A 19,950-nucleotide genomic window follows, 5' to 3' on the forward strand; every position below is an offset into this window, starting at 1 on the left:
CTTCACCCCGCTCATCGCCGACATTATTTACGGCAATGCGTTTGGACCAATAACGCAGGACGCGTCCCTTTTTCAACGCGCTGCGCGGTTCGAATTGGGCCCGCCACCACCCGGCGAGTTGCCTTTTCTCGGGGCAAATACGAAATGGCTTTGCAGGCCGCCATCGAGGTGGCAGCAGTGTTTCCCGCGGCCACTGCGAGGTGCGGGTCAGGCCCCGATGCGGGCCAGTTCCGGGGAGGTCGCCGTGTGGGCGGCGCGGCGGGCTACGGCTGGGTCGGGGGTGGGCACTGCGTCGAGCAGGCGGCGGGTGTATTCCGCTCGGGGCGCGGCGAATACCTCGGTCACGGGGCCGGTTTCGACGACGGCACCTGCACGTAGGACCACGACGCGGTCGGCGATCTGGTGGATCACCGCGAGGTCGTGACTGATGAACAGGCAGGCGAAGCCGTACTCGGCGCGCAGGTCGGCGAACAGGTCGAGGACCTGGGCCTGGACCGAAACGTCGAGGGCACTGGTCGGTTCGTCGGCGACGAGCAGGCGTGGGGCCAGCGCGAGTGCGCGCGCCAACGCCACCCGCTGACGTTGGCCACCGGAGAGTTCGCCCGGACGGCGGGCAGCGTAATCGCGTGGTAGACGGACGGATTCGAGCAGATCACCCACCTTGGTGCGCAGCAGCGCTCCGGAGGCGACACGGTGCACCTGCAGCGGTTCGCCGATGGCGTCCTCGATGCTGCGGCGCGGATCGAGCGAGGCCGTGACGTCCTGATGCACCAGGGCGACGTTCTTGCGCAGAGCGCGCAACTCCCTGGCCGGTAGACCGGTCAGCGAAACCCCTTGCAGCTCAACCTGTCCCGCATGGGCGGCCACGAGACCGAGCGCACTGCGCCCGAGAGTGCTCTTGCCGGAACCGGATTCGCCGACCAAACCGATCACTTCGCGCAGCGCGACCGTCAGCGACACATCACGCAGCGCGCGAAAGGCTCGCCTGCCACCACGACCGCGATAGACGACGCTCAGATCGCTGACTCGCAGCACCGGCTGAGATTCCGTGGGAGCAGTGCGGGCAGTGGAATCCTCGTCGTCCCCGATCGGCCGCGTGGCCGCCGGTAGGCGCGGGACGGCGTTGAGTAGAGACCTCGTGTAGTCCTCGCGGGGATCGGCGAACAAGCCGTGTACCGGCTGTTGTTCGACGAGCTTGCCCGCGCGCATCACCACCACTCGGTCGGCGATTTCGGCGACGACGCCGAGGTTGTGGGTGATGAAAAGGATTGCGGTGTCGCGGGTTTGCTGGAGGGTGCGCAGTAGATCCAGGATCTCGGCCTGGACTGTCACGTCCAGGGCGGTGGTCGGCTCGTCGGCGATCAGCACGTCTGGTTCGCCGGATAGGGCCAGTGCGATGACCACGCGCTGTTTTTGACCGCCGGAGAGCTGGTGGGGGTACCAGTCGACGCGCCGGTCGGGCTCCGGGATGTCCACCATGGCGAGTAGTTCCACGGCGCGGGCGCGGGCCGCGGCCTTCGAGATGGGACCGTGCGCGCGCAGGGCCTGGATGAGCTGGGTGCCGACCTTCTGCACCGGATTCAGCGCGGTCTGCGGCTCCTGGAACACCACGGCGGCGCGGGTCCCGCGCAGGCCGCGCAGTCGCGACTCGGGCGCATCGACTACTTCGGTATCCGCGAGCCGGATCGACCCGGCTGCGCTCGCGCCCTCGGGCAGCAGTCCGAGCACCGCGCGGGCCGTGATCGACTTGCCCGAACCGGATTCGCCGACGAGCGCCACGACCTCGCCGCGGCGCACCTGGAAGCTGACACCGTCGACGACGGTGCGAGTGCCGAAGCGCACCACCAGATCCCGGATATCCACCAGCGTGTCGGTACGCGCTCCCGTCGCCCGACCGCCACCCCGCATGGAATCGCTACGCGATGCTTCGTTCATCCGATCCTCCTGGCCCGGCCCAACGCCTGGGCGATCAATAGGAAGCCGAGTGTCAACCCCGCCACGACGACGAGCGGACCGATCGCGAACGCGGCATTGACATCGAGATTCGAGATCGATTCGGAGATGATCGATCCCAGCGACGGGTCCGGCGGACGCACGCCGATGCCGATGAAACTCATGGCGCCCTCGACGAAAACCGCCACCGACATCGACAGTGCCAGCTGCACCGACAGCGGCTCGATAACGTTGGGCAGCACGTGTTTACGCACTATCCACCAGGTGCCCGCGCCGATCACCTCGGCGGCCTCGACATAGGGCTGTTCGCGAACCTGTAGGATCGCCGTGCGAATCTGCCTGCCGAACACCGGAATCTCCGCAGCGACGATCACCACGATCACCGCATGAATGCCCGGTCCGGTGATCGCGGCCAGCGCGATGGCGAAGATGAGCGCGGGAAATGCCAGTATGACATCGAAGACCCGCTGCGCCACCACATCCGCGACCGGATTGACGCTCGCGAGCAGCCCCGCGAACGCACCGGCCAGCGCACCGAGTGGTACGGCGACGAAGACGATGATCAGGTCGATCCGAATTCCGTACAGCACGCGCGCGAACACATCCCGATTCAAGTGATCGGTGCCGAGCCAGTGATCCCCGTTGGGTCCCAACAGGTTCGCGCCCGGGATCTGGGCGATCGGATCGTAGTGGGACAGCGCACCGGCGAAGATTCCGGCGAGCGCGATGATCACCACCAAACTCAGCCCGAACAGCCCTTGCCCGCTGCGCAATGCCGATCGCAGCGTGCCAGCGACACGATCGGTTGTCCGCGTGGCACTTTCGACAGCAGCGATATCGGGCCCACCCGTCACCCGGCCACCACCTCCCATCGAATCGTTGCGCGATGCCAACCCCATTACGGGCCGCCGATCCGGATGCGCGGATCGAGATACGCGTGTGCGATATCGGTGACCAGCTGGATCGTCACGAAAACCGCGACCGACAGCAGCAAGAGCACCTGCACCACCGGATAGTCACGCCTGCTGATCCCCTGCTCGACCAGCTGACCGATGCCCGGCCACGCGAACGCGGCCTCCACCAGCACCGCACCACCGAGTAGCTGTCCGGTCTGCAGACCGAGCGCGGTCACCATGGTGGGCAACGCATTTCGCAGTGCGCCACGGGTCACGATCTGCCAGTGCGAAATCCCCTGCGAACGCGCGGTCAGCACATAGGGCTTGCGCAGCTCGGTCCGCAGCGATTCGGTGAGGAACCGTGTCAGCGCCGCACCCACCGGCATCGCGAGGCAGATCGAGGGCAGCAGCAGATACTGCACGGCGATATCCGGTCGCGCGATGAACCCGTCCGGCGGCACACCGCCGGCGGGCAGCACCGGGAGCGCGACCGCGAAGACGAGCACCAGCAGCACACCCGTCACAAAAGTAGGCAGTGCCACCGCAACGGTGTTCGCGGCGGCTACCACCGCGTTCAACCAGCGATTCGGCCATGCCACCGACACCACGCTGAGGACCACACTCACCACCACCGCGAGCAGCAGCGCGGCACCGGTCAGCACCAGGGTGTTGGTCAGGCCCCGGCCGACAAGATCGGCGATCTGACCGCCGATGATGTAGGACCGGCCGAGGTCGAAGGTGAACAGGTCACCGAGCCAGGTCACGTACTGGGCCGGGATCGATCGGTCGAGCCCGAGCTGATGGCGGATCGCGGCGATCGTCTCCGGCGACGCGTCGGGACCGGCCAGAGTGAGGGCCGGGTCACCGGGGACCAATCGCAGCAGCAGGAAGATCAGCACCGACGCGGCGAACAGCACGAGTACCGCGGAAGGTAAGCGCCGCAATAGATATCGGGTCATGACAGGAACGCGTCGGTCAGCACCGTCTCCCGGCGCTTGGTCCAGTTCAGCCCGTGCACCTTGCGCGTGGTCGAGGCCTGCTGGTTGTACACACCGATCTCGATGAGAAATAAATTCTCCAGCAACTGGTTGCTCACGGCCTGATAGGCCTTGATCGCTTCGGCGCTGTTGCCCTGCTTCACCTTCCACGCCGCATCGGCCGCATCGACATACGCCGGGGATTCGAAGTGCGAGGAATTCTTGCGCGCGTTGAAGGGGTACGCGCTGACGGTGAGCGTCGAGGGCGTGAACTGCGCCCACGAATGCGTTGTCACCCACAGACCCGGGAACTCCGCGCCGATCAGCTTTTTCACGAAGGTGGCCGGTTCGATCGGATCGAGGGTGACGCCGATGCCGATCTCGGCCAGGTTGGCCTGCACGATCTGCGCGGTCGCCGCGGAGTACGGATAGCTGGTGTCGTAGGACAGCGACAGATTCGGCGGCGTAGTGGTCTGTGCCAGAATCTGCTTGGCCTTGGCGATATCTCGGGTGTAAGTGTTGTTCCGACTGTTGTCGAAGGCGGGCGAACTCTTGGGCCACGGCAGGCTCACCGGATAACCCGCGTTGCGGAACACCTCGGCGATGATCCGTTCCCGGTCGATGGCGTACGCGATCGCCTGGCGCACTTTGACATCCGCCAATGCCGGCTGGGCGACGTTGGCCCCGACGTAGATCTGCAATTCGGCACCGTCATAGCTGACGGTGGTGAAACCGTCGCTCTTGGCGAAGTTTTCGTTATCGCGGTAGTTCAGGCTGTGTGCGACCGCGATCTGACCGGACTTGAGCGCGTTCACCAGCGCCTGGGAATCCGGAATGATCGAGATCTCGACACGGTCCAGGTACGGCCGCTCGGGCACCCGGTATTGCTCGTTGCGCTCGAAGACCAGCAGTGAATTCGGGGTGCGCTGGGTCAGCTTGAAAGCTCCGGTGCCGATGAACTTTTCACCGGTCGATAGCTGCGCGGCGGTCTCGCTGTCCAGGATCGGCGCGGTGTCGAGCAGGTCGAAGATATTGCCGATCGGATGCGCGAACTTCAGCACGATGCGGTTCGGCGCGGTGATGTCGTATTCGGTGATCGCCGCTGCGGTGCTCTTGAGCTGGGCCGACCACTTCGGGTCCGCGTAGGTGCGCAACGAGAATTCGACATCCTTGGCGGTGAACGGTCGGCCGGTGTGGAACGTCACGTCCTCGCGCAGTTCCAGCGCCAGTGAAAGTCCGTCCTCGGCCAGCGTCCACGACTTCGCCAGCAGCGGGCCGGGTTCCAGCTTGTCGTTCGGGTAGCGGACCAGCGTCTCGTAGACGAGTCCGATGACCGCGGGCACGCTGCCGGAATTGGTGAGCAGGTTCGCCGGGATCACATCCGTCGGCACACCGACCTTCAAGGTGCCGCCGCGCACCGGCTGCGCGTCATCCTTGCCACCCGCCTTCTGCTCACTCACCGCCGACGTGCAGGCCGCCAGCGCACCGGTGCCGAGGATCGCGAAGGCGGCGATACCCGAATTGCGCAGGAAATTGCGGCGAACGAGGGCCTGGGAAGAACTCATCTGAACAAATCCTCGAGAGACATATCGGGCCCGGGGACGAGGGGAACCGATTTCGATGCGGGGACGGCATCGGCGGGGATGGAATGGATCAGCATCGGATACGCGTCAGCAACGCGACGAGCGACACGAACAGCAGGGTTCCTGGGCGCATTCTTCGTGCGCGGCGCAGGGCGGATTCGTGGGCATGATGGCGAAATTAACAGTCGCCGCCACCGCGGTCACCGGTTATACGCACCGTGCGCGAAACGCTGGCGACCTGCGCCTACGCTGGCTTTGACTGCAATGATGCCTGTTCCATCCCATGCTCGCGGCTATGCCGGATTCTCCGGTGCCATCGGGCGCACCACCGCCGATTCCACCCCCGAGTGGACCTACCCGCCCACCGCACCCGATGGCGCACCGAACATCATCGTGGTCTTGATCGATGACATGGGATACAGCGATATCGGCCCGTTCGGCTCCGAGATCGAGACGCCGACGCTGGACCGTTTGGCGGCCGGCGGTCTTCGGCTCACCAACTACCACACCACTCCGCTGTGCTCGCCCTCGCGGGCCTCGCTGCTGACCGGAATCAACGCACACCGTGCCGGTTTCGGCTTCGTCGCCAATGCCGATCCCGGCTATCCGGGTCTGCGACTGGAACTCGCCGACGATGTACTGACACTGCCGGAGATACTGCGTACCAACGGATATGCCACGTATGCGGTCGGCAAATGGCACTTGGTGCGCGACGCGACGATGAACCCTGCGGCGCACCGCGATTCCTGGCCGACCCAGCGCGGCTTCGACCGCTATTACGGCTCGTTGGAGGGACTCAACTCTTTCTACTACCCGAATCAGCTGGTGTCGGACTCCTCGGTGGTCGATATCGAGGAATATCCGCAGGGCTATTACCTCACCGACGATCTGACCGATAAGGCGATCAGCTACATCAAGGACCTGCGCGCGCACGACGCCGCCAAACCGTTCTTCCTGTACTTCGCCCACGTCGCCATGCACGGTCCACTGCAGGTCAAGCCACAGGATCTGGCCAAGTACCGCGGCCGCTACGCCGAGGGCTGGGACAAGCTGCGCCAGAACCGATTCGCCGATCAGCTCGCCGCGGGCCTGTTCCCGCCGGGCACCCAGCAGAAGCCGCGCAATACCGAACCTGGATACGAAGCGGCCGAATGGGATTCGCTCACCGCGGCCGAGCAGCGGCGCTTCGCCAGGTACATGGAGGTGTACGCGGGCATGGTCGACAGCATCGACCAGAGCCTGGGCCGCATCCTCGACACGCTCGAGCAGCTGGGCGAACTCGATAACACCATCGTGGTCTTCACCTCCGATAACGGCGGCACCGCCGAGGGCGGACCAGAGGGCACCCGAACCTATTTCGCCGAATTCGCCCACATCACCGATCCGGACTGGGTCGGCGACGTGCCGCATGATGAGGAGCTGATCGGCACCGCGAAGCTGGGCGTGCACTATCCACGCGGCTGGGGCCAGGCCTCCAATACGCCGTTCCGCTTCTACAAGGGACAGACCTTCGCGGGCGGTGTGCGCGTGCCATTCCTGCTGTCCTGGCCGAAGGGACTGCCACGCACCGAGGACGACAACGGCATCCGCCACGAGTACACCTACGTCACCGATCTCGCGCCCACACTGCTCGAGCTGGCCGGACTGCAACGGCCGAGCGTGCGCAATGGTCTGCCCGCCAAGGAATTCGATGGCATCTCCGCCGTCGAATCCCTGCGCGATCCGAGGGCGGCCGCCAAGCACACCGAGCAGTACTCCGAGATGGTCGGCAACCGCGGCTTCTACCGCGACGGCTGGAAACTGTTGTCGCTCTATGAACCCGGCACCGATATCGATGAGCCGAAGTGGCAGCTGTTCGATGTGCGCGCGGATCCGACCGAGCTGCACGACCTTTCCGAGCAGTTCCCGGAGAAGGTCGCCGAACTCGCCGGCGCCTGGGACGAATCCGCCTGGGCGAATACGGTTTTCCCGTTGGTCACCCGGCAGGATCTGGCGCGGCGACGGCCGGAAGAGGGACGCTTCTCCGCACCGGTGCGGCTGTTGCCCGGCACGCCCACCCTGGAGCGCTACCGATCGCAAAGGCTGATCGCCTACCGGGACTTCACCATCGAAGCCGAACTCGACGGCTACCGATCCGGCGACGAGGGTGTGCTCGTCGCACACGGTGATCCGCTCGGCGGCTATGTGCTCTACCTCGAGGACGGCCGAGTGGTGTTCGGGGTCAACAGCTACGGCGTCTACCACACGGTGGCGAGCGAGCCGCTGGTAACCGGCGTCCGGCGCATTACGGTGCGCGCCACGGTTCGTCCTCGGCTGCGCTCGGATTTCGTCATCGAGATCGATGGCGTGCCCGGCGCCGAGCTGCTCGACCAGGTGCAGCTGGTCGGTATGTCACCGTGGACCGGCATATCCGTCGGCGTGGACGCCCGCGGCCCGGTCGACTGGGACCTGCGCGAACGCCGCGGCACCTTCCGCTACACCGGTGATCTGCGCGCGATCACCTACACACCGGGCCCGATCCAGGTGCCGCAACAGACCATCGAGGCAGTGGAGCGCGAGGCGGAGTTCGTCGCGGAATAACCCCGCCGACACGGACGGCCGGATTTCGGCCGCCACCGGCCATCCGATACCGTTGACCAGGCACAACACCACTCCGCCCGACCCGAAGGATGCGCCTGATGGACGACAGTTCCCTGATCTGGGACGACGGTGCGCTGGTCACCATCGACCAGCGTGAACTGCCGCATGAAGTGCGCGAGCTGCGGCTCACCACGGTCGACGAGATCATCGACGCGATCAAGACGCTGGCCATCCGTGGCGCGCCCGCGATCGGCATCGCGGGTGCGTTCGGCGTGGTCATCGCCACCGCCGCGCAGACCACCGACGGTGTCGTCGACGTGGCGCGAGCCGAGGCCGAGGCCCAGCGGATCGCCGACGCCCGGCCTACCGCGGTCAATCTGGCCTGGGCAGTGCGCCGGGTGGTGACCAAGGTGCCATTGGGCGCGGACGCGGTGCTCGCCGAGACCTTGGCGATGCTGGCCGAGGACGGCCGCGTCAACCGGGCTGCCGCTACCCATGCCGCCGATCTCGTGCAGCAACTCTGCGCGGACCGGCCGCTGCGGGTACTGACCCACTGCAATACGGGTCGGCTGGCGACCAGTGCCTTCGGCACCGCGATCGGGGCGCTGCGGGTGCTGTCCGAGCGCGGGGCGATCGAGAACGTCCTGGTCGACGAGACCCGCCCGCTGCTGCAGGGCGCGCGGCTGACGGCCTGGGAGCTGGCCGAGGCGGGCATCCCGCACCGGCTCACCATCGATTCGGCTGCCTCCTGGGCGATGGCGACCGGTCAGGTCGACTGTGTGCTGGTCGGCGCGGACCGCGTGACGGCCAATGGCGATGTCGCGAACAAGATCGGCACCTACGGGCTCGCGATCGCGGCCCGCCACCACGGCATTCCGTTCATCGTGGTGGCGCCGGAGTCGACGCGGGATCCGAATATGGCGACCGGCGCGGACATCGTGGTCGAACAGCGGGCCGCCACCGAGGTGACCGGATTCGGTGGCGTCACAACGGCTCCCGTCGGCACCGAGGCCTTCAACCCGGCCTTCGATGTGACGCCCGCCGAGTTGGTGACCGCCGTGGTGACCGAACTCGGTGTGGTGCATCGCGCGGGCGACGCCACCGCCGCGGCTCCCAACGGCCAACCGGCCGAGGCCGATTCGGACGACTCCGACCGCGCCGCGATCGCGGGTACCGCGCGCGAACTCTACCGACGCGGCTGGATGCCGGGCACGGCGGGCAATATCTCGGTGCGGACCGGCGAAACCGCGGTGATCACCGGCAGCGGGCTGTCCAAGGGCGAATTGACCGCGCGCGATATGGTCACCGTCCGCATCACCGACTCCACGCCGTTGCCGAACCAACAGCGCAAACCCTCGGCGGAGACCACGATTCACACCGCGGTCTACCGCACCACCGACGCCGCGGCCGTCGTACACATCCATCCGCCGTACGCCACGAGCGTCTCGACGCGTTCCGGCTCCCCCGACGCGGTGACCACCCTGCGGATCACCGACTTCGAACTCATCAAGGGGCTGGTCGCCAAGGAACCCGACGGCAGCTATCCCCGTACCCTCGACCTCCCGGTCTTCCCCAACTGGCCCGACGTCGCGCGCATCGGCGCGGATATCGAGCGATACCTGAACGAGAATCCCACCGCGCCACCGGTATTGGGCATCGCGGGCCACGGCATCACGACCTGGGGGGACAATCTTTCCCAGGCACGTAACCGCGCCGAATGCCTCGAAGCCCTGTGTGAGCTGGTGGCCCGCACCGGTCGACGGCAGGCGTTCGCCCCGCGCAATCCGAACGAGATACTCGAGATTGGACTCACCTCTTAACGCTTCCCCTGCCTGGAGGCAGGAGATTCACAGCTCAGACCGCAACCGAACCACCCACCCGAGGGAGGTGACCCGCTTGTCTCACATCCTCAACACTGCTGTGGCCGCGTTCTGCCACAACCAGAATCACCCTGGCAGCATTGCGATCCCGACCCGCGGTAAAGCCGCAGTCGGGGCATCGGAAAGTTCTCTCGCACAGTTCCAGTCGCTTGGCTCTCGCGAAACAGTCGCTGCACGTCATCGACGTATAAGCGGGCTGAACCAACACCACCCTCCGGCCAGCCCGCACACCACGCTCGATCAACTCCCGCAACGCAGCACCGATCGCCGCATCCGCCGCTTTACGCGCCATCGTCGACTTCGCCAGGAACTTCGGCCGGAAATCCTCCACCGCGATCAACCCATGCTCGGCGACAACACGTTTGGCCCACACCCGCGAATCATGCCGGGTTTGCCGCGCCGCTTTCTTGTGCAGCTTCGCGACCTCGCGCGCGGCCCGCTGGTAACCGCCGGACTGGGGGCCACGCTTGCCGCTGCGCCGCCGCGCCATGCGGCGTTGCGCTTTCGCCAGTTCCGCGGCACACCGTTTCCGGTGCCCCAGAAAGGGGAGGTCGAACTCGGTGTCGGTGGTTGTGGCCGTGGTGCTCACACCCCAGTCGATACCGACACCCCCCTGGGCCACCGGCACGGTTTTTACCTCACGCCGCACGACGAACGAGGCATACCAATGCCCCAGACTGTCCCGGGTCACACGGACGGACGTGGGTTCGGATGGCAGTTCCCGCGACCACACGACCGGGATGGAAACCCCTTTCGGCAAAAGCAGCCTGCCGTCGCGGATGCTGAACCCGCGCACGGTGTATTCCAACGACGGCAGCGCCTTCTTACGTGGTTTGAACGTCGGCCGGCCACGTCCCTTCACCTTGAACGAATGGTCGAGGGCTTGCGCATAGGTGCGCAGCGTCTGCTGTTGCGCGACCTGCGACCCGGCCCGCAACCACGCCGTCCGGCCACGCGCTTCGGTGAGCAACTTTCCGAGCTTGCCGAAGGTGAGACGCCCACCCGACTTCTGTTGATGCACAGCCTCATTCCACAGAAACCGGCATCTATCCCACTCCGCGACCAGCGCTCGCTCGGCCTGCACGCCAGGGCGCAGTCGGTAGCTGTACCGAACCACCTCGTCCACACCCGACAACCTAACCGGCACCACCGACAAATCCTTACGACCCAACCTCTGAAAGGAGGATGGCGCTTCCTCTCGCTCGTGAACGAGGGAGTATCCGCGCCAAACACCCGATGACGCTGTTGCAGATCATGGCCGCCGACAACGCCGACAAGGTGCTGCTGCGCACCACTGACGATGCGGTGATCGGTGCCGAATTAGCCGCCCGCGGAATCACTTTCGACCACTGGCCGGTGCTGGACAACGCGGCCGAGACGGGCTCGGACGAGCTGCTGGCCGAATACGCCGACCGGGTAGCCGAACTCAATGCCTCTGGCCGCTACCAGCATATCGATATCGCCCGCATCCACCCGGACGACGCGAATCCGGAGTGGCCGCAGATCGCCAAGGGCGCGCGGGAGAAGTTTCTCAACGAGCATCGGCACGCCGAGGACGAGGTGCGGTTCTTCGCGGCCGGGCGCGGCTGCTTCTACCTGCATCTCGGTGACGAGGTCGTGGCGGCGGTGTGCGAAGGCGGCGATCTGCTCTCGGTGCCCGCGGGCACGCTGCACTGGTTCGATATGGGCACCCGCCCCGACTTCATCGCCATCCGCTTCTTCGAGGAGGCGGACGGGTGGGTCGGCGATTTCACCGGTGACCACATCAGCGAAGGTTTCCCGACCCTCGACCAACTGCTGACGGCACCGTGATCGCCGCCGTCGTCATCGATATCGAGGGCACCACCAGCCCGACCAGCGCGGTGCGCGAGGACCTGTACGGCTACACCCGCGCGCGCCTGCCCGAATGGCTGGCCGAAAACCGTACGGACGCGGCCGCTCCCATCATCGCGGCCACCCGGGAGCTCGCCGCGCGCCCCGACGCAGACACCGACGAGATCGCGGCGATCCTGCGTGACTGGCTCGGTGCCGATGTGAAGGCCGAGCCACTCAAGGCCGCCCAGGGCATCATCTGCGCCGAGGGCTTCCACAACGGCGCACTGCACGGCGAATTCTTCCCGGATGTCGCGCCCGCGCTCACCGCCTGGCATGCGGCGGGGTTGACCCTCTACATCTACTCCTCGGGATCGGTACGCAACCAACAGGATTGGTTCACCTACGCCCGCGGAGGCGAATTGGCCTCGCTCATCAGCGGCTACTTCGATCTGTCGAGTGCAGGCCCGAAACGCGAACCCGCGTCGTACGAGAAGATCGCGAGCGCGATCGGCACGCCCACCGACCGCATCCTGTTCCTGTCCGACCATCCGGACGAACTCGACGCCGCGGTCACGGCGGGGTGGTCCGTCACCGGTGTCCACCGGCCCGGCGAACCCAATCCCGCACGGCCGCCGCACCGTTGGATCGCGTCATTTGCCGAGCTGACGCTGCCCTGAGATATTCGCTTGCCGGTCCGGTATCCGGCCTCCGCCCCTGAGCGCCGCGATGATCTCCGCGGGCACCGCGACATAAGCGCCGCCGCCGGCGCCGGACTCGATGGTCGCTTCGAATCGCTGCATGAACTGAAGAATAATCGGGCGCTTGCGGCTGCAACCCGAACCGGGCGGCAAATTAATAGCGAACGGGTCGGCGGGCCCAGAAATCGTGTCACGCGGGTCCGTTCCAGCACCGCGAACGGGCGGAGAATCGGCGGCGAACGACCGCGGCCGAAGTGTTAACAAATGTAAAGCACCCGAGAACCAGCGGTTTCCAAAGTATCACCGGCAAGTCCCCGAAACACCTCCTCGGAGGTGCATTTCGGCCGGTCAGAACAGATCCGCCCTGGTCACATCGATGTCCACATCGTTTCGCGGCAATCGCGCGGTGACCGTCACGTTGCGGCGACCTCACAACGCACAATGGGCCCGCGCGCGCTGTGAGAGGATCGTTTGGACGTGCGTCGTGACCTCCTTACAGTCGGGGCAATAGCCCGATTTCTCAACTCGAAGGGGGCGCCGTGGTTAATTCGCGCACTCAGGCTTCCGCGTCCTCCGATTCGGCCGATCAGCAATCCACCGACCCGGGCGACGCACTGCTGCGCCTCGGGAAATACTTCCACCGAGGCGAGGTTTCGGCGGATCAGCGCAGCCTGCATCAGGTCGGCGGGCGCAGCGCCGACGAGTTCTACCGGGATCGCTGGTCGCACGACAAGGTGGTGCGATCCACGCACGGGGTCAACTGCACCGGCTCGTGCTCCTGGAAGATCTACGTCAAGGACGGCGTGATCACCTGGGAGTCCCAGCAGACGGACTATCCCTCGGTCGGCGCGGACAAGCCCGAATACGAGCCGCGCGGATGCCCGCGCGGTGCGTCGTTCTCCTGGTACACCTACTCCCCTGCGCGGGTGCGTTATCCGTATGTGCGCGGCGTGCTGCTCGAGCTGTACCGGGAGGCGAAGGAGCGGCTCAAGGACCCGGTGCTGGCCTGGGAATCGATTGTCGAAGATCCGGCGAAGGCCGAGCGCTACAAGTCTTCTCGCGGCAAAGGCGGGTTCGTGCGCGCGGAGTGGTGGGAGGCCGCCGAGATCGCCGCCGCCGCACACGTGCACACGATCAAGAAGTACGGGCCCGACCGGGTGGCCGGATTCTCGCCGATCCCAGCCATGTCGATGGTCAGCCATGCCGTTGGGGCACGGTTCATTTCGCTGCTCGGCGGCTCGATGCTGTCGTTCTACGACTGGTACGCCGACCTGCCGGTGGCCTCACCGCAGGTCTTCGGCGATCAGACCGATGTGCCGGAGTCGGCCGACTGGTTCGACGCGAGCTACCTCATCATGTGGGGCTCGAACGTCCCGGTGACCCGAACCCCGGACGCGCACTACATGACCGAGGCGCGGTACCGCGGCCAGAAGGTCGTCGTGGTGTCCCCCGACTACGCGGACAACACCAAATTCGCCGATGAATGGGTGCCGGCGCGACCGGGAACCGATGCGGCCCTTGCCATGTCGATGGGCCACGTGATCCTGAAGGAATTCTTCGTCGACCGCGCCACACCCCGGTTCCTCGACTACGTCAAGCGCTACACCGACCTGCCGTTCCTGGTGTGCCTCGACGATCCGCAGGGCTGGGACGCCAACGGCCAGTACCACCACGACGGTGCGCTGCCCGGCAAATTCCTCACCGCCGCCGACCTCGGCCACACCGACGAGACCGCCGAGCACAAGATGGTGCTGCTCGATGCCGCGGGTAATCCGGTGGTGCCCAACGGTTCTCTCGGACACCGCTTCACCGCGGGCGACGCGGGCAAGTGGAATCTGGACCTCGAGGGCGTCGATCCCCTACTGACGCTGCACGATCGGGCCGACCAACGCCCGGTCGCGGTGCAGCTGCCGCGATTCGACACCGATGCCGCGGGCGTGCTGGTGCGCGGTGTACCGACCATCACCATCGCGGGCAAACGGGTCACCACGGTCTTCGACCTGCTGCTCGCACAGTACGGCGTGGGCCGCGACGGGCTGCCCGGGAACTGGCCGACCGGCTACGACGACGCGTCCGAGCCCTACACCCCGGCCTGGCAGGAGACCATTACCGGCGTACCCGCCGTGCAGGCGCGACGGATCGCGCGCGAATTCGCCGATAACGCCGATAAATCCGGTGGCCGGTCGATGATCCTGATGGGCGCGGGCACCAACCACTGGTTCCACTCCGACCAGATCTACCGCTCCTTCTTCACCCTGACCCTGCTCACCGGCTGCCAAGGCGTGAACGGCGGCGGCTGGGCGCATTACGTGGGCCAGGAGAAGTGCCGACCGGTAACCGGTTGGTCGACACTGGCTTTCGGGTTGGACTGGCAGCGCCCGCCGCGCCAGATGCAGGGCACCGTGTTCTGGTACCTCAGCAACGACCAGTGGCGTTACGACCCGTTCACCGCGCAGTCCTTCGCTTCCCCCCTGGGCAACGGGAACTTCACGGGGCGCACCGCGGCCGACAATATCGCGCTGGCCAGTCGCCTCGGCTGGATGCCGAGTTATCCGACCTTCGACCGCAATCCGCTGGATCTGGCGGACGAGGCCGAGCAGGCGGGCAAGAGCGCACCCGAGCATGTCGTGGACGGGTTGAAGTCCGGGGACCTGCGTTTCGCCTGTGAGGATCCCGATGCGCCGGAGAACTTTCCGCGCTGCCTGACCGTGTGGCGGGCCAATCTGCTCGGCTCCTCCGGTAAGGGCAACGAGTACTTCCACAAACATCTGCTCGGCGCGGACTCCAATCTGCAGACCACCGATGTCGCGGGTGTGCGGCCGCAGGAGCTGGTCTGGCGCGAGGACGCGCCGACCGGGAAGCTGGATCTGCTGCTGTCACTGGACTTCCGGATGACCAGCACCACGCTGTTCTCCGATATCGTGCTGCCCGCCGCCACCTGGTACGAGAAGCACGATCTGTCCTCCACCGATATGCACCCGTTCGTGCACGCCTTCTCGCCCGCCATCTCCCCGCCGTGGGAGGCCAAGACCGACTTCGAGGCATTCCACCGGATCGCGCGCGGGTTCTCCTGGATGGCCGAGAAGCATCTCGGCAAGCGCAAGGACATCGTTGCCGTACCGCTGCAACATGATTCGCCCGATGCGCTGGCGCAGGCGGGCGGCCGGGTGCTCGACTGGAAAGCCGGTGAGTGCGAACCGATTCCGGGCAAGACCATGCCGAAGCTGGTCGTGGTGGAGCGGGACTACCCCAAGCTCGCGGAGAAGATGGCCGCGCTCGGACCGCTGATCGAGACGCTCGGCGTCACCACCAAGGGCGTCACCACCCATCCCGACCAAGAGGTGGCCTATCTCGCCGGGGTGAACGGCACCGTGGTTTCCGGCGTGGCACAGGGACGTCCGTCGCTGGCCAAGGACACCCATGCGGCCGAGGCGATCCTCGCGCTGTCGGGCACCACCAACGGCAGGCTCGCGGTCCAGGGCTTCGAGGCGCTGGAACGGCGCACCGGCACCAAACTCGCCGATCTGGCCGCCGAGCACGAGGGCAAGCGCATCACCTTCGCCGACACCCAGGCCCGGCCGGTACCGGTGATCACCTCACCGGAATGGTCGGGCAGCGAGACCGGCGGGCGGCGGTATTCGCCGTTCACCATCAATACCGAGCGACTCAAGCCCTGGCACACCCTAACCGGGCGCCAGCACTTCTACCTCGATCACGACTGGATGGCCGAACTCGGCGAGCAGCTGCCGATCTTCCGGCCGCCGCTCGATATGAGCGCGCTGTTCAGTGAGCCAGGGGTGGGGTCCGTCGGTGACAACGGCGTCACCGTTCGGTACCTGACCCCGCATTCGAAATGGTCGATCCACTCGGCCTACCAGGACAACCTGCACATGTTGACGCTCTCGCGTGGTGGACAGTCGATCTGGATGTCGGATAGGGACGCCGCGAAGATCGGTGTGGCGGACAACGATTGGATCGAGGCGGTCAACCGCAACGGTGTCGTCGTCGCACGCGCCATCGTCAGCCACCGGATGCCCGAGGGCACGGTGTTCATGTACCACGCCCAGGACCGGGCGGTGGATGTGCCGCGTATCGAGGGCGCGCCCGGCGGATTCGATTGGGGCGCACCGGATAAGCAGCCCGGCAAGGGTAAGCGCGGCGGTATCCACAACGCGCTTACCCGCATCATGATCAAGCCGTCGCATCTCATCGGCGGCTACGCGCAGCAGTCCTTCGCACTGAACTACCACGGGCCCACCGGAAATCAGCGCGACGAAGTGACGACGATTCGTCGGCGCTCGCAAGAAGTGGAGTACTGACGTGAGGGCGCGACGAAGTAACACCGTGCCGTTTGGTCGGCGCTCGCAGGAAGTGGAGTACTGACATGCGTGTCATGGCACAGATGGCCATGGTGATGAACCTGGACAAGTGTATCGGCTGCCACACCTGCAGCGTCACCTGCAAGCAGGCGTGGACCAACCGCGGTGGCACCGAGTACATGTGGTTCAACAACGTGGAAACCCGTCCCGGACAAGGCTATCCGCGGCAGTACCAGGACCAGGAGAAGTGGAAGGGTGGCTGGCGGCTGAACAAGCGCGGCAAGCTGACCCTGAAGTCCGGTTCGCGGCTGAAGCGGCTACTCAATATCTTCGCCAATCCCGACCTGCCGACGATCTCGGACTACTACGAGCCGTGGAGCTACGACTACGACAACCTGCTGTCCGCCCCCGCGATGGACACCAGCCCGGTCGCCCGGCCGAAATCATTGATCACCGGCCAGGATACGAAGATCACCTGGGGCGCCAACTGGGACGACGACCTCGGTTCCGGGCCCGAGCAGGTCGGCAAGGATCCGGTGCTGGCCAAACTCTCCGATCAGGTGAAGCTGGAGTTCGAACAGACCTTCATGTTCTACCTGCCGCGGATCTGCGAGCACTGCCTCAACCCGTCGTGCGTCGCGTCGTGCCCATCGGGTGCGATCTACAAGCGGTCCGAGGACGGCATCGTGCTCGTCGACCAGGACAAATGCCGCGGCTGGCGGCAATGCGTGAGCGGCTGCCCGTACAAGAAGATCTACTTCAACCACAAGACGGGTAAGGCGGAGAAGTGCACGTTCTGCTATCCGCGCGTGGAGGTCGGCATCCCGACGGTCTGTTCGGAGACCTGCGTCGGGCGGCTGCGCTACATCGGCGTCATGCTGTACGACGCGGATGCCGTACAGGCGGCGGCCTCGGTCACCGACACCAAGGATCTGTACCCCTCCCAGCTCGGGGTGTTCCTCAATCCGCATGATCCGCGGGTGATCGCGGAGGCCGAGCGGGCCGGGATCTCGCCGGAATGGATCGAGGCCGCGCAGAATTCGCCGGTCTACAAGCTGATCGTCGACTACCAGATCGCGCTGCCGCTGCATCCGGAATACCGCACCATGCCGATGGTTTGGTACGTGCCGCCGCTGTCGCCGGTGGTCGATGTGCTCTCCGAGACCGGGCACGACGCGGAGGACGCCGCGAATCTGTTCGGCGCGATCGACGCACTGCGCATTCCGATCGAGTACCTGGCCGAACTGTTCACCGCCGGTGAGATCGGACCAGTGCGCGCGTCACTACAACGACTGGCGGCGATGCGGTCGTTCATGCGGTCGGTGAATCTCGGTATCGAGCCGGATCCTTCGATCGCGCCGTCGGTGCGATTGGAGCCCGAGGAGATCGAGGCGATGTACCGGCTGCTCGCCATCGCGAAATACGAACACCGGTACGTGATTCCGCAAGGCGCGACTTCCCAGGCGCACGAACTAGATTCGCTCGCCACCGGGTGCAGCCTCGATACCGATGGCGGACCCGGTATGACGGCATTCGACACGATGGTCGAGAAGTTTCATCTCACCGATGCCAATGATGCCGCGCCGGAGGAGAAGTCGACGCGGGTCAACCTGTTGAACTGGGACGGGCGCAGTACCGAAGGTTTGCTGCCCGCCGCCACCAATGGCAATGGGCACGGCTCGAACGGGACCAATGGTTCGGCGAAAAACGGTGCGGTCACGAATGGTTCGACAGCGGTGACGAACGGTTCGGCAACACCGACGCCGACCGGAGCAACCCAGTGAACGCCGCCAGTCCGCTGGGAGGCGAGTGATGGCACTGCTGAAGGTGCGCCGCAGGCCGGAGCCCGTCGCTCGGGTATCCGAGCGGGATTGCCGTCTGGTGTGGCGGATAGCCGCCCTGCTGCTCGACTATCCGAGCGAGCAGATGCTGGCGACCGTCGACCAGATCGATGATGCCGCAACGCAATTGCCGGACGAGGTGGGTGCGCACCTGCTGGAATTCGTGCACCATCTGCGCGCCACCCCGCCGATCACGCTGGCCCAGCAGTACGTCGAAACCTTCGATATGCGACGGCGTTCCAGCATGCATCTGACGTTCTACGCCTACGGCGACACCCGCAAGCGCGGTATGGCACTGCTGCGTTTCAAACATGCCTACCGCCACGCCGGAGTCGAACTCGGCGACGAGGAGTTGCCCGACCACCTGCCGGTGCTGCTGGAATTCGCCGCCACGGTCGACCCGATCGGTGGTGAACGACTGCTCGGGGAGCACCTTCCGGTCATCGAACTGCTGCGACTTTCGTTGGCCGACAACGGTTCCCCGTACTCCGGGGTACTGGCCGCCGTGGTCGCCACCCTGCCCCCGCTGACCACCGCCGACCGCCGCCGGATCGCCGAACTCGCCGCGCAGGGACCGCCCGATGAGGAGGTCGGCCTCGACCCCTTCACCATGGATCCCGCCCTCCTCGACGGATCGGAAGCCCGCCGATGACCACCACCTGCTGGATGACCCTGCCGTACGTGGCCTTCACCTCGTTCCTGCTCGGCCACCTCTGGCGCTACCGCAACGACCAATTCGGCTGGACCACAAGGTCATCCCAGATCTACGAGAGCCGCCTGCTGCGCCTGGGCAGCCCGCTGTTCCACTTCGGCATGCTCGGCGTCATCGGCGGCCATGTCCTCGGCGTACTCATCCCGGAATCGTGGACCGATGCCGTCGGCATCTCCGAGCACACCTACCACCTGGTCGCGGTCGCGGCGGGTTCGGTCGCCGGACTCGCGGTCATCCTCGGCGTCGGCATCCTGCTCTACCGCCGCGTCACCGTCCCCGCCGTCCGCAAGGCCACCACCCGCAACGACCTGCTCATGTACGTACTGCTGGCCGCCGCCTTGATCACCGGCCTGCTCAACACCTGGGGCAGCAACCTGCTCTGGGGCACCTACAACTACCGCGAAACCGTATCCCCTTGGTTCCGTAGCCTTTTCACCCTCCACCCCCAACCGGACCTGATGGTCGGCACCCCCTGGACCTTCCAAGTCCACGGCCTCGTCGTCCTCACCCTGATCGCACTCTGGCCCTACACCCGCCTGGTCCATATGTTCAGCGCCCCCATCGGCTACCTGACCCGCCCCTACATCGTCTACCGCGCCAAAGAATCCAACGCCCCCGACAAACGCCGCTACGCGCGCGCCTGGGAAGCCCCCGTCACGCCCGAAACCTGGCGCTGACCACCGAGTTCGGGTCCTC

The 19,950-nt window shown here is 65.9% G+C and carries 14 protein-coding genes; 8 read left to right on the plus strand and 6 right to left on the minus strand.

Going from position 1 to position 19,950, the window contains the following annotated elements; genetic code table 11:
• Window positions 1-207 precede the first annotated feature (207 nt).
• From OG874_RS26935 to OG874_RS26950, 4 genes are read right to left on the minus strand one after another with little or no spacing between them, the layout of a single operon-like run.
• Window positions 208-1,935: a dipeptide ABC transporter ATP-binding protein gene (locus OG874_RS26935; RefSeq protein ID WP_442943114.1), complete on the minus strand. Its 1,728-nt coding sequence runs from the start codon at window positions 1,933-1,935 to the stop codon at window positions 208-210.
• On the minus strand, window positions 1,932-2,825 hold the full coding sequence (locus OG874_RS26940) for an ABC transporter permease (RefSeq protein WP_442943428.1): 894 nt from the start codon (window positions 2,823-2,825) through the stop codon (window positions 1,932-1,934). The genes OG874_RS26935 and OG874_RS26940 overlap by 4 nt, the downstream gene beginning before the upstream one ends.
• 26 nt (window positions 2,826-2,851) lie before the next feature.
• Window positions 2,852-3,808 (minus strand): ABC transporter permease, encoded by a 957-nt coding sequence (locus tag OG874_RS26945; protein ID WP_330249916.1) that lies wholly within the window; start codon window positions 3,806-3,808, stop codon window positions 2,852-2,854.
• Window positions 3,805-5,391, minus strand: a complete 1,587-nt coding sequence (locus tag OG874_RS26950) for an ABC transporter substrate-binding protein (RefSeq protein WP_330249917.1) — start codon at window positions 5,389-5,391, stop codon at window positions 3,805-3,807. The genes OG874_RS26945 and OG874_RS26950 overlap by 4 nt, the downstream gene beginning before the upstream one ends.
• A gap of 285 nt (window positions 5,392-5,676) precedes the next feature.
• Between OG874_RS26950 and OG874_RS26955 the strand changes: the two genes are divergently transcribed.
• Window positions 5,677-7,989, plus strand: a complete 2,313-nt coding sequence (locus OG874_RS26955) for an arylsulfatase (RefSeq protein ID WP_330249918.1) — start codon at window positions 5,677-5,679, stop codon at window positions 7,987-7,989.
• Between the two features lie 98 nt (window positions 7,990-8,087).
• Entirely contained in the window at window positions 8,088-9,809 is a 1,722-nt protein-coding gene (gene mtnA / locus OG874_RS26960) for an S-methyl-5-thioribose-1-phosphate isomerase (protein WP_330249919.1), read from the plus strand.
• A 34-nt stretch (window positions 9,810-9,843) separates the two neighbouring features.
• Here mtnA and OG874_RS26965 read toward each other — a convergent pair whose 3' ends face one another.
• A complete protein-coding gene (locus OG874_RS26965) occupies window positions 9,844-11,025 on the minus strand; it encodes an RNA-guided endonuclease InsQ/TnpB family protein (protein WP_330249920.1) in 1,182 nt (393 codons plus the stop codon).
• Between the two features lie 80 nt (window positions 11,026-11,105).
• Here OG874_RS26965 and OG874_RS26970 point away from each other — a divergent pair, with 80 nt between their 5' ends.
• Both OG874_RS26970 and mtnC read left to right on the plus strand, forming a co-directional pair.
• Window positions 11,106-11,681 (plus strand): 1,2-dihydroxy-3-keto-5-methylthiopentene dioxygenase, encoded by a 576-nt coding sequence (locus OG874_RS26970; RefSeq protein WP_330257427.1) that lies wholly within the window; start codon window positions 11,106-11,108, stop codon window positions 11,679-11,681.
• Window positions 11,678-12,361: an acireductone synthase gene (gene mtnC, locus OG874_RS26975; RefSeq protein ID WP_330249921.1), complete on the plus strand. Its 684-nt coding sequence runs from the start codon at window positions 11,678-11,680 to the stop codon at window positions 12,359-12,361. The genes OG874_RS26970 and mtnC overlap by 4 nt, the downstream gene beginning before the upstream one ends.
• Here mtnC and OG874_RS26980 read toward each other — a convergent pair.
• Window positions 12,335-12,484: a hypothetical protein gene (locus OG874_RS26980; protein WP_330249922.1), complete on the minus strand. Its 150-nt coding sequence runs from the start codon at window positions 12,482-12,484 to the stop codon at window positions 12,335-12,337. The genes mtnC and OG874_RS26980 overlap by 27 nt on opposite strands.
• 437 nt (window positions 12,485-12,921) lie before the next feature.
• On the opposite strand from OG874_RS26980, the gene OG874_RS26985 reads away from it, so the two are divergent.
• The 4 genes from OG874_RS26985 (at window position 12,922) to narI (ending at window position 19,931) form a co-directional block, all read left to right on the plus strand.
• Window positions 12,922-16,701: a nitrate reductase subunit alpha gene (locus tag OG874_RS26985; RefSeq protein ID WP_442943115.1), complete on the plus strand. Its 3,780-nt coding sequence runs from the start codon at window positions 12,922-12,924 to the stop codon at window positions 16,699-16,701.
• Between the two features lie 65 nt (window positions 16,702-16,766).
• On the plus strand, window positions 16,767-18,485 hold the full coding sequence (gene narH / locus OG874_RS26990; RefSeq protein ID WP_330249923.1) for a nitrate reductase subunit beta: 1,719 nt from the start codon (window positions 16,767-16,769) through the stop codon (window positions 18,483-18,485).
• Between the two features lie 28 nt (window positions 18,486-18,513).
• The gene (gene narJ / locus OG874_RS26995) at window positions 18,514-19,194 is read left to right on the plus strand and encodes a nitrate reductase molybdenum cofactor assembly chaperone (RefSeq protein ID WP_330249924.1); all 681 of its coding nucleotides are present in this window, start codon (window positions 18,514-18,516) and stop codon (window positions 19,192-19,194) included.
• Window positions 19,191-19,931 carry a respiratory nitrate reductase subunit gamma gene (gene narI, locus OG874_RS27000; RefSeq protein ID WP_330249925.1) on the plus strand — a complete coding sequence of 247 codons (741 nt, stop codon included), beginning with the start codon at window positions 19,191-19,193 and terminating at the stop codon, window positions 19,929-19,931. The genes narJ and narI overlap by 4 nt, the downstream gene beginning before the upstream one ends.
• Window positions 19,932-19,950: the final 19 nt, after the last annotated feature.

The sequence above is a fragment of the Nocardia sp. NBC_00565 genome (assembly GCF_036345915.1).
In the GTDB taxonomy this organism is placed as follows: domain Bacteria; phylum Actinomycetota; class Actinomycetes; order Mycobacteriales; family Mycobacteriaceae; genus Nocardia.